Origin of the sequence: Streptomyces sp. NPDC013187 (genome assembly GCF_042899705.1) — a bacterium.
Taxonomy (GTDB): domain Bacteria; phylum Actinomycetota; class Actinomycetes; order Streptomycetales; family Streptomycetaceae; genus Streptomyces; species Streptomyces hawaiiensis_A.
Genome location: NZ_JBIBAF010000022.1, coordinates 55,437 through 68,519, shown reverse-complemented (window position 1 = coordinate 68,519; position 13,083 = coordinate 55,437). Strand labels below are relative to the sequence as shown.

At 71.4% G+C, this 13,083-nt stretch carries 11 protein-coding genes; 9 read left to right on the top strand and 2 right to left on the bottom strand.

Annotated features, from left to right (window positions below):
- Positions 1–32: 32 nt before the first annotated feature.
- From mce to ACFY5B_RS35470, 7 genes are all read left to right on the top strand, one after another.
- On the top strand, positions 33–473 hold the full coding sequence (mce, locus tag ACFY5B_RS35500; protein ID WP_031107947.1) for a methylmalonyl-CoA epimerase: 441 nt from the start codon (positions 33–35) through the stop codon (positions 471–473).
- Positions 474–706: 233 nt separating this feature from the next.
- A complete protein-coding gene (gene scy / locus ACFY5B_RS35495; RefSeq protein WP_389978003.1) occupies positions 707–4,654 on the top strand; it encodes a polarized growth protein Scy in 3,948 nt (1,315 codons plus the stop codon).
- A gap of 195 nt (positions 4,655–4,849) precedes the next feature.
- Positions 4,850–5,785, top strand: a complete 936-nt coding sequence (locus ACFY5B_RS35490; protein ID WP_031140747.1) for a cellulose-binding protein — start codon at positions 4,850–4,852, stop codon at positions 5,783–5,785.
- Between the two features lie 85 nt (positions 5,786–5,870).
- Entirely contained in the window at positions 5,871–6,839 is a 969-nt protein-coding gene (locus ACFY5B_RS35485) for an ABC transporter ATP-binding protein (RefSeq protein WP_389977999.1), read from the top strand.
- A gap of 3 nt (positions 6,840–6,842) precedes the next feature.
- A complete protein-coding gene (locus ACFY5B_RS35480; protein WP_389977996.1) occupies positions 6,843–7,613 on the top strand; it encodes an ABC transporter permease in 771 nt (256 codons plus the stop codon).
- A 122-nt stretch (positions 7,614–7,735) separates the two neighbouring features.
- Positions 7,736–9,154 (top strand): ABC transporter ATP-binding protein, encoded by a 1,419-nt coding sequence (locus tag ACFY5B_RS35475; protein WP_389977993.1) that lies wholly within the window; start codon positions 7,736–7,738, stop codon positions 9,152–9,154.
- A complete protein-coding gene (locus ACFY5B_RS35470; RefSeq protein WP_389977990.1) occupies positions 9,151–10,032 on the top strand; it encodes an ABC transporter permease subunit in 882 nt (293 codons plus the stop codon). The genes ACFY5B_RS35475 and ACFY5B_RS35470 overlap by 4 nt, the downstream gene beginning before the upstream one ends.
- 6 nt (positions 10,033–10,038) lie before the next feature.
- Here the strand turns inward: ACFY5B_RS35470 and ACFY5B_RS35465 are convergent, their stop codons facing one another.
- Positions 10,039–10,371, bottom strand: coding sequence for an ATP/GTP-binding protein (locus ACFY5B_RS35465; RefSeq protein ID WP_389977987.1), 333 nt, complete (start codon positions 10,369–10,371; stop codon positions 10,039–10,041).
- Positions 10,372–10,627: 256 nt separating this feature from the next.
- Here ACFY5B_RS35465 and ACFY5B_RS35460 point away from each other — a divergent pair, with 256 nt between their 5' ends.
- Complete coding sequence (locus ACFY5B_RS35460; protein ID WP_389977984.1) at positions 10,628–11,656, top strand: LLM class flavin-dependent oxidoreductase; 1,029 nt, start codon at positions 10,628–10,630, stop codon at positions 11,654–11,656.
- A gap of 84 nt (positions 11,657–11,740) precedes the next feature.
- On the opposite strand, the gene ACFY5B_RS35455 is transcribed toward ACFY5B_RS35460, so the two are convergent.
- Positions 11,741–12,133 carry an SCO5389 family protein gene (locus ACFY5B_RS35455; RefSeq protein WP_389977981.1) on the bottom strand — a complete coding sequence of 131 codons (393 nt, stop codon included), beginning with the start codon at positions 12,131–12,133 and terminating at the stop codon, positions 11,741–11,743.
- 256 nt (positions 12,134–12,389) lie between these two features.
- Between ACFY5B_RS35455 and nucS the strand changes: the two genes are divergently transcribed.
- On the top strand, positions 12,390–13,061 hold the full coding sequence (gene nucS / locus ACFY5B_RS35450) for an endonuclease NucS (protein WP_030854272.1): 672 nt from the start codon (positions 12,390–12,392) through the stop codon (positions 13,059–13,061).
- The last annotated feature ends 22 nt before the right edge of the window (positions 13,062–13,083 follow it).

The following is a 13,083-nucleotide window of genomic DNA, read 5'->3' as shown; positions in this document are numbered from 1 at the left end:
CGTAACCACCCCGGGGGCGCTCCACTGAATCCATGCTGACGCGAATCGACCACATCGGAATCGCCTGTTTCGACCTCGACAAGACCGTCGAGTTCTACCGTGCCACCTATGGCTTCGAGGTGTTCCACTCCGAGGTCAACGAGGAGCAGGGCGTGCGCGAGGCCATGCTCAAGATCAACGAGACGTCCGACGGCGGCGCCTCCTACCTGCAGCTCCTGGAGCCGACCCGCGAGGACTCCACCGTCGCCAAGTGGCTCGCCAAGAACGGGGAGGGCGTCCACCACATCGCTTTCGGTACGGCGGATGTCGACGGTGACGCCGAGGAGATCAAGGGCAAGGGCGTACGCGTGCTGTACGAAGAGCCGCGAGTCGGTTCCATGGGGTCACGGATCACCTTCCTGCACCCCAAGGACTGCCATGGCGTACTGACAGAACTGGTCACTTCGGCGCCTGTTGAGTCACCTGAGCACTGACCCTCGTACATAGGGGCCGGTAGGGTTGGGGGCGGTCGCCGCTCAGTCCAGGGTGACCGCGGTCCCGCCGTGCGACGGCAGGACCACCGGGGTCCGGGTTTCGGGGGACGAGCGTCGGGGCAGCAGCCTCTGCTCCGCCGATGATCTGACACCATTCCCCGGGGGCCCCGTTCGGCGTATGGACGGAGCTCGTTCGGTAAGAGTTGCGACCAGGGGACGGATGGGACCGCGCAGTGCGGGGCTACGAGAGCCAGGAGCGAGAGCCGGCGGCTGACGTCGACCACCTCTCTCGGTTCGAAGCCGAGATGAAGCGGCTGAAGACCGAGCGGGAAAAGGCGATTCAGCACGCCGAGGACCTCGGCTACCAGGTCGAGGTGCTGCGCGCCAAGCTGCACGAGGCGCGGCGGACCATCATGACCCGGCCCTCCTTCGACGGGGGCGACATCGGCTGGCAGGCCGAGCAGTTGCTGCGCAACGCGCAGGTGCAGGCCGACCAGATCCGCGCGGACGCCGACCGCGAGCTGAGCGAGGCCCGGGCCCAGACCCAGCGGATCCTCCAGGAGCACGCCGAGCAGGCGGCCCGGCTCCAGGCGGAGCTGCACCAGGAGGCGGTGACCCGCCGCCAGCAGCTGGACCAGGAGCTGTCCGAGCGCCGCCAGACGGTCGAGTCGCACGTCAACGAGAACGTGGCGTGGGCCGAGCAGCTGCGGGCGCGTACCGAGCAGCAGGCCCGCCGGCTGCTGGAGGAGTCCCGCGCCGAGGCCGAGCAGGCTCTGGCCACCGCCCGCGCGGAGGCCGAGCGGCTGGCGACCGAGGCCCGGCAGCGGCTGACGAGCGCGGCCGAGGAGGCCCGGGCCGAGGCCGAGCAGATTCTGCGCCGTGCCCGCACGGACGCCGAGCGCCTGCTCAACGCCGCCTCGACGCAGGCCCAGGAGGCCACGGACCACGCCGAGCAGCTGCGGACCTCGACCGTCACCGAGTCGGAGTCCGCGCGCCGCGAGGCCCAGGAGCTGAGCAAGGCCGCCGAGCAGCGGATGGCCGAGGCCGAGGAGGCGCTGCGCAAGGCGCAGACCGAGTCGGAGAAGCTGGTCGCGGAGGCCAAGGAGGCCGCCGCCAAGGCCCTGGCGAGCGCCGAGTCGGCGAACGAGACGCGCACGCGCACCGCCAAGGAGCAGGTCGCCCGGCTGGTCGAGGAGGCCACGAAGGAGGCCGAGAACACCAAGTCCGAGGCCGAGCAGATCGTCGCCGACGCCAAGGCCGAGGCCGAGAAGATCGTCGCGGAGGCCTCCGAGAAGGCCCGCACGCTCACCGCCGAGGAGACCGCGACCCAGCTGTCCAAGGCGGCCAGGACCGCCGAGGAGGTCCTCAACAAGGCGTCGGAGGACGCCAAGAAGACCACGAAGGCCGCCGCCGAGGAGGCCGAGCGGATCCGTTCGGAGGCCGAGGCCGAGGCGGACCGGCTGCGGGCCGAGGCGCACGACATCGCCGAGCAGCTCAAGGGCGCGGCGAAGGACGACACCAAGGAGTACCGCGCCAAGACGGTCGAGCTGCAGGAGGAGGCCCGCCGGCTGCGCGGCGAGGCCGAGCAGCTGCGGGCGGACGCGGTCGACGAGGGCGAGAAGATCCGCGCCGAGGCCCGCAAGGAGGCCGTGGCGCAGATCGAGGAGGCGGCGAAGTCCGCCGAGGAACTGCTCGCGAAGGCCAAGGCGGACGCGGACGAGCTGCGCACGACGGCCCAGACGGACAGCGAGCGGGTCCGCACCGAGGCCATCGAGCGGGCGACGACCCTGCGCCGGCAGGCCGAGGAGACCCTGCAGCGCACCCGGCAGGAGGCCGAACGGCACCGCGAGGAGGTCGTCGAGCAGGCCGAGGCGCTCAAGGAGGACGCGGAGCGCGCGGCGCGGGAGCTGCACGAGGAGACCGAGCGGGCCATAGAGGCCCGTCGGGCCGAGGCCGCCGAGGAGCTGACCCGGCTCCAGACGGAGGCGGAGGAGCGGCTGACGGCCGCCGAGCAGGCGCTGTCGGACGCCCGTGAGGAGGCCGCGCGGATCCGCCGCGAGGCCGCCGAGGAGAACGAGCGGCTGCGTGCCGAGGCCGCCGAGCGGATCCGTACGCTCCAGCAGCAGGCCGAGGCGGAGGCCGAGCGGCTGCGCGACGAGGCCGTGTCGGACGCGTCCGCGGCGCGTGCCGAGGGCGAGGCCGTCGCCGTACGGCTGCGCTCGGAGGCGGCGAACGAGGCCGAGCGGCTGAAGTCGGAGGCGCAGGAGAGCGCCGACCGGATGCGTGCGGAGGCGCAGTCCGCCGCCGAGCGGCTCGCCACGGAGGCGTCGGAGACGCTGGCCGCCGCCCAGGAGGAGGCCAACCGGCGGCGCCGCGAGGCCGAGGAGCTGCTCGGGAGCGCCCGGCAGGAGGCCGACCAGGAGCGCGAGCGGGCCCGCGAGCAGAGCGAGGAGCTGCTGGCCTCGGCGCGCAAGCGCGTGGAGGACGCGCAGGCCGAGGCCGTACGGCTGGTCGAGGAGGCCGACCGCCGTGCCACGGAGATGGTGTCGGCGGCCGAGCAGCACGCCCAGCAGGTCCGGGACTCCGTCGCGGGGCTGCACGAGCAGGCCCAGGAGGAGATCACCGGCCTGCGCTCCGCCGCCGAGCACGCGGCGGACCGTACCCGCCGGGAGGCCCAGGAGGAGGCGGACCGGGTCCGTTCCGACGCCTACGCCGAGCGGGAGCGGGCGAGCGAGGACGCGAGCCGGCTGCGGCGCGAGGCGCACGAGGAGTCCGAGGCAGCCAAGGCGCTCGCCGAGCGGACGATGACCGAGGCGATCTCGGAGGCGGAGCGGATCCGCGCGGAGGTCGCCGAGCACGCCCAGCGGGTGCGCACGGAGGCGTCGGACGCGATCGCCGAGGCGGAGCAGAGCGCCTCGCGCACCCGGGCGGACGCCCGCGAGGACGCCAACCGCATCCGGTCGGACGCGGCGACGCAGGCGGACACCCTCATCACCGAGGCGCGCAACGAGGCGGAGCGGCTCACCACCGAGACGGTCCAGGAGACCGACCGGCTGCGGATGGAGACGGTCAACGAGGCCGAGCGGGTCCGCACGGAGGCCCTGTCCGAGGCCGAGCGCGTCCGGTCCGAGGCGGCCACGGAGGCCGACCGGGTGCGGGCCGAGTCCGTCGCCCAGGCCGACCAGCTGGTCGCGGAGGCCACCGGTGAGGCGGAGCGGCTGCGGGCCGAGGCCGCCGAGACGGTCGGTTCGGCGCAGCAGCACGCCGAGCGGATCCGCCGCGAGGCCGAGCGCGTCAAGACGGACGCGGAGGCGGAGGCGGAGCGGCTCGTCGGCACCGCGCGCGACGAGGCCGACCGCACGCTGGACGAGGCCCGCAAGGACGCCAACAAGCGGCGCTCCGAGGCGGCCGAGCAGGTCGACAAGCTCATCACGGAGACCACGGCCGAGGCGGACAAGCTGCTGGCCGAGGCGCAGCAGCAGGCGCACAAGACCACCGCGGAGGCCGAGTCGCGGGCCGACACGATGGTGGGCGCGGCCCGCAAGGAGGCCGACCGGCTCGTCTCCGAGGCGACGGTCGAGGGCAACTCCCGGGTGGAGAAGGCCCGTACCGACGCCGACGAGCTGCTGGTCGGCGCGCGCCGGGACGCCACGCAGATAAGGGAGCGTGCCGAGGAGCTGCGCGACCGCATCACCTCCGAGATCGAGGAGCTGCACGAGCGGGCCCGCCGCGAGTCGGCCGAGACGATGAAGTCGGCGGGCGACCGCTGCGACGCGCTCGTCAAGGCGGCCGAGGAGCAGCTGGCGAAGGCGCAGGCGAAGGCCAAGGAGATCGTGTCGGAGGCCAACTCCGAGGCGGGCAAGGTCCGTATCGCCGCGGTGAAGAAGGCGGAGGGGCTGCTCAAGGAAGCCGAGCAGAAGAAGTCCACGCTGGTCCGGGAGGCCGAGGAGCTCAAGGCCGAGGCGATCCGCGAGGCCAAGCGCACCGTCGAGGAGGGCAAGCGCGAGCTGGAGGTCCTGGTCCGCCGCCGGGAGGACATCAACGCCGAGATCTCCCGTGTCCAGGACGTCCTGGAGGCGTTGGAATCCTTCGAGGCACCCGCCGGCTCCAAGGACAGCGGAGTCAAGGCGGGCGCGACGGTCGGTGCGCCCCGATCGGGTGGCAAGTCCTCGGACGGCTAGCGGTACGGCCGGGCCGGGGAGCCCGATTCCGGGGCCATCCGGGGGCTTTGACCAAGTTTTGGCAAGCGATCCGTCGCTTAGCCACTCAAAAGGGGTCTCATTTTCCAGATCAAACGCGCATCCGCTCGATGACACACCGTTTCGGCCCCTAGGATTCCACCTATCACCTCACCGGTCTCATTCGACAGGAACCCCATGAGCGACACTTCCCCCTACGGCTTCGAGCTTGTGCGGCGTGGGTACGACCGCGCTCAGGTGGACGAACGTATCTCCAAGCTCGTCTCCGACCGTGACAGCGCTCTCGCCCGCATCACCGCTCTGGAAAAGCGCATCGAAGAGCTCCACCTCGAGACGCAGAACGCCCAGGCCCAGATCACCGACGCCGAGCCGTCGTACGCGGGTCTCGGCGCGCGCGTGGAGAAGATCCTCCGCCTCGCCGAGGAAGAGGCGAAGGACCTGCGCGAGGAGGCCCGGCGCGCGGCCGAGCAGCACCGCGAGCTCGCCGAGTCGGCGGCCCAGCAGGTGCGCAACGACGCCGAGTCGTACTCGGCGGAGCGCAAGGCGAAGGCCGAGGACGAGGGTCTGCGGATCGTCGAGAAGGCCAAGAGTGACGCTTCCCAGCTGCGTTCCGAGGCGCAGAAGGACGCGCAGTCCAAGCGCGAGGAGGCGGACGCCCTCTTCGAGGAGACCCGCGCGAAGGCCGCTCAGGCCGCCGCCGACTTCGAGACGAACCTCGCCAAGCGCCGCGAGCAGTCCGAGCGCGACCTGGCCTCCCGTCAGGCCAAGGCCGAGAAGCGCCTCGCCGAGATCGAGCACCGCGCCGAGCAGCTGCGTCTGGAGGCCGAGAAGCTGCGCACGGACGCCGAGCGCCGCGCCCGCCAGACGGTGGAGACGGCCCAGCGCCAGGCCGAGGACATCGTGGCCGACGCCAACGCCAAGGCCGACCGCATCCGTTCGGAATCCGAGCGCGAGCTGGCCGCCCTCACCAACCGCCGCGACAGCATCAACGCCCAGCTGACGAACGTGCGCGAGATGCTCGCGACGCTCACGGGCGCCGCGGTGGCCGCCGCCGGCACGCCGGCCGAGGACGAGCCGATCTCCCGTGGGGTCCCGGCCCAGCAGTCCCGGTAACACCGGGGTATACGGAGTCTGAACCTCCGCAAAGCCCTCTGCCGCTCGGGTGGCAGAGGGCTTTGCCACGCTCTAGCGTGGCGGCATGATTGAGCTCGAGGGGCTGACGAAGCGGTACGGCGAGAAGGTGGCGGTCAACAACCTGTCCTTCACCGTCAGACCGGGCATCGTCACCGGCTTCCTCGGGCCGAACGGCGCGGGCAAGTCGACGACCATGCGGATGATCCTCGGCCTCGACCATCCGACCGCCGGCGACGTCCGTATCGACGGCAAGCACTACCCGCAGCTCAAGGACCCGCTGACGTACATCGGCGCCCTGCTGGAGGCCAAGGCCTGGCACGGCGGGCGCACCGCCTACAACCATCTGCTGTGCCTCGCGCAGAGCAACGGCATTCCGCGCAGCCGGGTGGGTGAGGTGCTGGAGACGGTCGGGCTGACGGCGGTCGCCAAGAAGAAGACCAAGGGCTTCTCGATGGGTATGGGGCAGCGGCTCGGCATCGCGGCCGCGCTGCTCGGCGATCCCCGGATCCTGATGTTCGACGAGCCGGTCAACGGCCTCGACCCCGAGGGCATCCACTGGATCCGCACCCTGATGAAGTCGCTCGCCGCGCAGGGCCGGACCGTGTTCGTCTCCTCCCACCTGATGAGCGAGATGGCCCTGACGGCCGAACACCTCGTCGTCATCGGGCAGGGGCGGCTCCTCGCGGACACCTCCATGGCGGACTTCATCGACCGCAACTCACGCTCGTACGTCCGGGTCCGCAGCCCGCAGCGGGAGCGGCTGCTCGACGTGCTGCACCAGGCCGGGATCGTGGCCGCGGAGAGCGGTGACGGGGTGCTGGAGGTGGACGGCGGCAAGGCCGAGCACATCGGGGAGCTGGCGGCACAGCACCGGATCACGCTGCACGAGCTGAGCCCGCAACAGGCCTCGCTGGAGGAGGCGTTCATGCAGCTGACGGCGGAGTCGGTGGAATACCACGCCCACAGCGGGACGGGCGCGACGAGCCCCGAGCCACCGCGGCAGCAGTGGGGCGACGGCTGGAAGAGGGGCTGAGGCATGGCGGTGACACAGGTCGTACGGTCGGAATGGACCAAGATCCGGTCGGTGGCGTCCACGGTGTGGACACTCTCGCTGGTGGTGGTCGTGACGGTCGCCCTCGGCATGCTGATCTCGGCGCTGTCGAAGAGCGAGTTCGACTCGATGAACGCGCAGGACCGGGCCGACTTCGACCCCACGTTCATCAGCTTCGCGGGGATGAGCCTGGGGCAGCTCGCGATGATCGTGTTCGGTGTGCTGGTCGTGTCGAACGAGTACAGCACCGGCATGATCCGCACCTCGCTGGCCGCGGTGCCGCAGCGCGGCTCCTTCCTGTTCAGCAAGATCGCCGTCGCCAGTGGGCTCGCCCTCCTGGTCGGCCTCGTCACCAGCTTCGCCGCCTTCTTCCTGGGGCAGGCGATGCTGGGCTCGCACCGGGCGGAGATCGGCGATCCGGGGGTGCTGCGGGCCGTGCTCGGCGGGGGGCTCTACATGGCGCTGATCGCGATGTTCTCCATGGGCGTCGCCGCGATGCTGCGCTCGCCGATGCTGTCGCTGGGCATCCTGATGCCGTTCTTCTTCCTGATCTCCAACATCCTCGGCAACGTCGACGCGACGAAGAAGGTCGGCCGGTTTCTTCCCGACCAGGCCGGCAGCAAGATCATGCAGGTGGTCACCCCGATCGACGACGACACTCCGTACGGACCGTGGGGCGGCCTCGGGATCATGGGGCTGTGGGTGCTCGCGGCGCTCGTCGGCGGTTACGTGCTGCTGAAGAAACGCGACGCATAGGGGGACGGACGCGGCCCGACCTTTTACCTCCTCTTGGAAGGAACCGTCAGCGCCTCGATATCCTCCTAACCCTTACGGGGGCGTGTGCCCCGCTGTCCTGAACCTTGCGATGGGTGCGGAGCATGATCGAAGCAGTCGGCCTGACGAAGCGCTACGGCGACAAGACCGCTGTGTACAACCTTTCCTTCCAGGTACGGCCCGGAGCCGTCACCGGCTTCCTCGGACCGAACGGCTCGGGCAAGTCGACGACGATGCGCATGATCCTCGGCCTGGACAACCCGACGGCCGGGCAGGTGACGATCGGCGGCTATCCGTACCGCAGGCTGCCCAACGCCGCCCGGCAGGTCGGTGCCCTGCTGGACGCCAAGGCGGTGCACGGCGGCCGGTCCGCCCGCAACCACCTGCTGTCCCTGGCCCAGCTCTCGGGCATCCCGTCCCGGCGGGTGGACGAGGTGCTCGGGGTCGTCGGTCTGCAGGACGTGGCCAAGAAGCGGTCCAAGGGCTTCTCCCTCGGCATGGGGCAGCGGCTCGGCATCGCCGCCGCGCTGCTCGGCGACCCGCAGGTACTGCTGTTCGACGAGCCGGTCAACGGCCTCGACCCCGAGGGCATCCTCTGGGTGCGCAACCTGATGAAGGCGCTGGCGGCGGAGGGCCGTACGGTCTTCGTCTCCTCCCACCTGATGAGCGAGATGGCTCTCACCGCCGACCACCTCATCGTCATCGGACGCGGTCAGCTGCTCGCGGACATGAGCGTCACCGACTTCATCTCCGCGAACTCGGCGGACTTCGCGCGCGTACGGACGCCCGACACCGAGCCGCAGCAGCGCGAGAAGCTGTCGGCCGCGCTGACCGAGGCGGGCGGTCATGTACTGCCCGAGCAGGACGGCGCGCTGCGCGTGACCGGGCTGCCGCTGCCCCGCATCAGCGACATCGCGCACGGCACCGACGTACGTCTGTGGGAGCTGTCCCCGCACCAGGCGTCCCTGGAGGAGGCGTACATGCGGATGACGCAGGGCGCCGTCGACTACCGCTCGACCATCGACCAGAAGGAAGGGCTCCAGCAGCCGCTGCCGCCCGGGGCGCAGCCGCCGATGCCGGTGCCCGGGCAGGGCCAGCCGGGCTGGTACGCCCCGCCGCCGCCCCAGCAGGGCGGCGCACCGGGCCAGGCTCCGGCGGGCCCGTACGGCGCCCCGGGGGCTCACGGCGCCGCCCCGAGCGCCCCTGGCGCCCCCGCCCCGAGCGCCCCCAACCCGTACGCCCAGCCCGGGCCCCAGGCGCCCCAGCAGGCGCCGCGGAACGAGGCGGGCGGGCCGGTCGGCGCATCCGTGGCCCCGGCGCCCCAGAGCGCTCCGCAGGGCTCCGCCCAGCCCGGGCCCCAGGCCACCCCGGGTCAGGCCCCGGCAGCCGCCCCGCCCGCGACCCAGAGCGCTCCGCAGCCCGCGCCGCAGCCGGCCGCCGCACCCGCGCGGCCCGCCGCCGCGCCGTCCGCGCCCGCCGCCGCCCCGACCTCCGACCTGACCAAGCCCGAGGACGCCCGATGAGCAGCCCCCAGTCCCAGATGCCGCAGGCCGCGCCCGCCTGGCAGGCGGCTCCCGGTTCCGCCCCCCACCCGGGCGGTCCCGGCTACACCTCGCCGATCCCGGTCGTGCGCACGCACCTCGGCAACGCCATCGCCTCCGAGTGGACGAAGATCAGGTCGGTGCGCTCGACCCTGTGGACGCTCGGTGTGTTCGTCCTGCTCGTCCTCGGCATCGGCACGCTGACCGGCGTGGTGGTGGCCGGGTCCGACCCGGCCCTGGACGGTGAGAGCCCCCTCGGCCTGGGCTTCTTCGGGCTGCTGCTGGGCAGCATGTGCATCATCACGCTGGGCGTGCTGACCACGGCCTCGGAGTACGGCACCGGCATGATCCGCACCACGATGGTCGCGTGCCCGAGCCGGGGCAGGGTGCTGGCGGCGAAGGCCGTGGTGTTCTTCCTGACCGCGTTCGTCGTGACCCTGGTGTCCGCGTCCCTCGTCGCCTTCCTGCACGTGGCGATGCTGCAGGGCGACGGCGCCAAGTCCCCCTCCGGCGGTGAGTGGCTGAAGGGCACGGTCGGCATCTCGCTCTACATCGCGCTGCTCGGCCTGCTCTCGCTCCTCATCGGCTCGATCATCCGGCACTCGGCGGGCGCCATCACGATCATGATCGGCGCGGTGCTGGCCCCGCTGGTGATCGCGCTGTTCATGTTCTCGGAGTCGCTGCAGGGTGTGCGCGACGCCCTGTTCGAGTACTCGATCCCGAACCAGCTCAGCGTCTTCTACGCCAACTCCCTCAGCCAGTCCGGCCCGTCCGGCTGGGACCCGCTGTGGATCATCCTCGGCGTCACGGCCGTCGCCTTCGCCGGCGCCTTCGTGCTCCAGGAGAAGCGGGACGTCTGAGTCCGGTCAGAACCTCGGCGCGTTACGGGACCGCCGCACCCCCGGGGTGCGGCGGTCCCGCGCGTTCCAGCAGGCCTTGTGCCAGTGTCTGCGGTCGTCGACGCCCGTGTGCTCCGCCCAGGCCACCACGTGCGGCACCCCGTCGGGGATCATCTGGTCGCAGCCGGGACAGCGGTACGACTTGCCCTGCGCGCTCGCGCCGGCCACGTGCCGCACGCTCCAGTTCTCGCCCTGCCAGTTCTCCGAGGACTGCCAGCCGCCGTAGCGGCCGGGGCGGTCGTCCTCGGCGCTCCGGCCGGAAGAACCGGCGTCCTTGGGTCGGTTGCGACGCGGGGACACGGGACACCTCTCGGGGCTATACAGGAAGCACGGGCCGCGTCCAGCCTACGCGGCGCGCACACGGGTACGCGTACGGCACCAATCGCCATAAGTGCCTCGCGGGCCCGGCCCGGGTGCTCTCCCCGGGGCTCCCGGCGGAACCGCGCATTCTGCAGACAATCCGCAAAATACTCCGCCCGGCCGTGTCCTCGGCACGTGTCAGACGGTTATGCGCTGTGGGGGAGCTCCGTGTCGGAGCCAAGGAAGCAGGAAAGCAATGCGCGTTGGAAGTTTCGTGTTGGCGGCCCAGTTCCCCGGTCAGGGCGAGGGAGAGGCGCTGCATCGCGCGGTCCGCTCGGCCGAGGTGGCCGAGGAGGCCGGGCTGGACACGGTCTGGCTGGCCGAGCACCACTTCGTGCCGTACGGCACGTGCCCGTCGGCCATCACCCTGGCCGCCTTGCTGCTGGGCCGCACCCGGCGTATCCGGGTCGGCACGGCGGTCAGTGTGCTGCCCACCGTGCACCCCGTGGCCCTCGGCGAGCAGGCAGCGCTGCTGCACCACACGAGCGACGGCCGTTTCACGCTCGGTGTCGGACGCGGCGGCCCCTGGGTCGACCTGGAGGTGTTCGGCGCGGGCCTGGAGGCGTACGAGCAGGGGTTCCCGGAGTCCCTGGAGCTTCTGGTGCGGTGGCTGCGCGAGTCGTCCGTGGCGGCCGACGGGGAGCGCTTCCGCTTCCGTGAAGTCCCGGTCGTGCCGCGGCCGTCGGAGGCTCTGGCGGAGGGCGCGGGGCCGGAGCTGGTCGTCGCCTGCACCTCACCGTCGAGCGTACGGCTCGCCGCCGAGCGGGGCCTGTCGATGCTGCTCGGGATGCACGTGGGGGACGAGGAGAAGGCCGAGATGGTCGCGCTGTGGCGGCAGCACGCGCGGGCCTGCGGCCGGTCGCCGGAGGAGATCCTGGGCGCGTCGCATGTGTCGGCCGGCGTCTGCCAGATCGCGGACCGGCGGGTCGACGCGGCGGAGACGCTGATGAAGGCGATGCCGGGCTGGCTGAAGCAGGGCCTGGAGGCGCATGTCACGGTCGACGGGCGCGCGCGCCGGATGCGCGATCCACTGGCCTACACCGAACTGCTCTGCGGGCTCCACCCGGTGGGCACCCCGCGGCTGTGCGCGGACCGGCTGGCGGCGACCAGCGAGCGAACGGGCATCTCCCGCTTCGCGCTGCTCGTCGAGGGCTCCGGGGACCTGGCGGCGACCGAGGAGAACGTGCGGCGGCTGGGCGCCGAGGTGCTCCCCCAACTCGTCTGAGAGCGCGGTGGCTTCCTGGGGGCTTGCCGCTCCGGTACAGAACCGCACCTCCCGCGTACGGAGCGGCAAGCAAGTGGCGCCGCGTCAGCAGTCCCGGAACTCGGGAGACTGGTTCAGCACCTGACTGCGAACCGAGGTGAAACGGTCCAGCTTCTCGTCGACCGAGGAGTCGAGCGGGAACACGGCCACCCGGTGGCAGTTCTGGAAGGCCAGGCGCACACCGAAGTGCCGTTGCAGCGCGCCGCGTATCGCGTCACTCGCAAACGCACGCAGCAGCTGACCGCGTGCCTGCTCGTCCGGCGGGGGCGTCTGGTTGTCGGCGAACGCGCCGCCGTCCACCTTCAGCTGGGCCACCAGTGAGCTGATCATCTCCCACGCATAGGGCAGGGAGGTCCGGACGCAGTCGACGAATTCCGCTTCGTCGACCTCGCCTCGCTCGGCCTGTTCGAGTAGGGCCGGTGAGACGTCGAGCGACATGAGTTCTCCTCTCGCACCCCCGCCCGGCGGGCAGGGGTTGCCGGACAGATAAGGGAGTTCGCGACACCGGACACGCTGCGTACACGCACCGCGACCTCCCGTTCATACGGTAAGCAACGTACGGTGACGGCACCAGGAAGATGCGCAGATGAGACACTCCCGATGAGCACACCATGCACACAATCGGCCATTACCGAACACGTGTTTTCCAGGGCGAATCGCGTCGACAGGTGCCCGTCGAGTAGCGTTGCCGACCATGCGTCTCGTCATTGCCCGCTGCTCCGTGGACTACGCCGGGCGGCTCACCGCCCACCTTCCCTCGGCCCCGCGCCTGATCCTGGTGAAGGCGGACGGCAGCGTCTCGATCCACGCCGACGACCGGGCCTACAAGCCCCTGAACTGGATGTCGCCGCCGTGCACTCTGAAGGAGGGCACCGGCGAGGAGGAAGGCGTCTGGACCGTCGTCAACAAGGCGGGCGAGAAGCTCATCATCACGATGGAGGAAGTCCTCCACGACTCGTCGCACGAACTGGGCGTCGATCCCGGCCTGATCAAGGACGGCGTGGAAGCGCACCTGCAGGAGCTGCTCGCCGACCGTATCGAGACACTCGGCGACGGCTACACGCTGATCCGCCGCGAGTACCCGACGGCCATCGGACCGGTCGACATCCTGTGCCGGGACGCCGACGGCAAGACCGTCGCCGTGGAGATCAAGCGGCGCGGTGAGATCGACGGCGTGGAACAGCTCACGCGTTACCTGGAGCTCCTCAACCGCGATCCCCATCTGGCCCCGGTGCGCGGTGTCTTCGCGGCCCAGGAGATCAAGCCCCAGGCCCGCGTCCTCGCGACCGACCGCGGCATCGGCTGCCAGGTGCTCGACTACGACGCGCTGCGGGGCATCGAGGACGACAAGCTGCGGCTGTTCTGACAGCCGGCACGAAAGCGAACAG

What these genes read in the sequence shown, in the direction of transcription:
- mce (WP_031107947.1), top strand. Translation starts at nt 33, where the DNA reads ATGCTGACGCGAATCGACCACATCGGAATCGCCTGTTTCGACCTCGAC.
- ACFY5B_RS35490 (WP_031140747.1), top strand. Translation starts at nt 4,850, where the DNA reads ATGAGCGACACTTCCCCCTACGGCTTCGAGCTTGTGCGGCGTGGGTAC.
- ACFY5B_RS35485 (WP_389977999.1), top strand. Translation starts at nt 5,871, where the DNA reads ATGATTGAGCTCGAGGGGCTGACGAAGCGGTACGGCGAGAAGGTGGCG.
- ACFY5B_RS35480 (WP_389977996.1), top strand. Translation starts at nt 6,843, where the DNA reads ATGGCGGTGACACAGGTCGTACGGTCGGAATGGACCAAGATCCGGTCG.
- ACFY5B_RS35475 (WP_389977993.1), top strand. Translation starts at nt 7,736, where the DNA reads ATGATCGAAGCAGTCGGCCTGACGAAGCGCTACGGCGACAAGACCGCT.
- ACFY5B_RS35470 (WP_389977990.1), top strand. Translation starts at nt 9,151, where the DNA reads ATGAGCAGCCCCCAGTCCCAGATGCCGCAGGCCGCGCCCGCCTGGCAG.
- ACFY5B_RS35460 (WP_389977984.1), top strand. Translation starts at nt 10,628, where the DNA reads ATGCGCGTTGGAAGTTTCGTGTTGGCGGCCCAGTTCCCCGGTCAGGGC.
- ACFY5B_RS35455 (WP_389977981.1), bottom strand. Translation starts at nt 12,133, where the DNA reads ATGTCGCTCGACGTCTCACCGGCCCTACTCGAACAGGCCGAGCGAGGC.
- nucS (WP_030854272.1), top strand. Translation starts at nt 12,390, where the DNA reads ATGCGTCTCGTCATTGCCCGCTGCTCCGTGGACTACGCCGGGCGGCTC.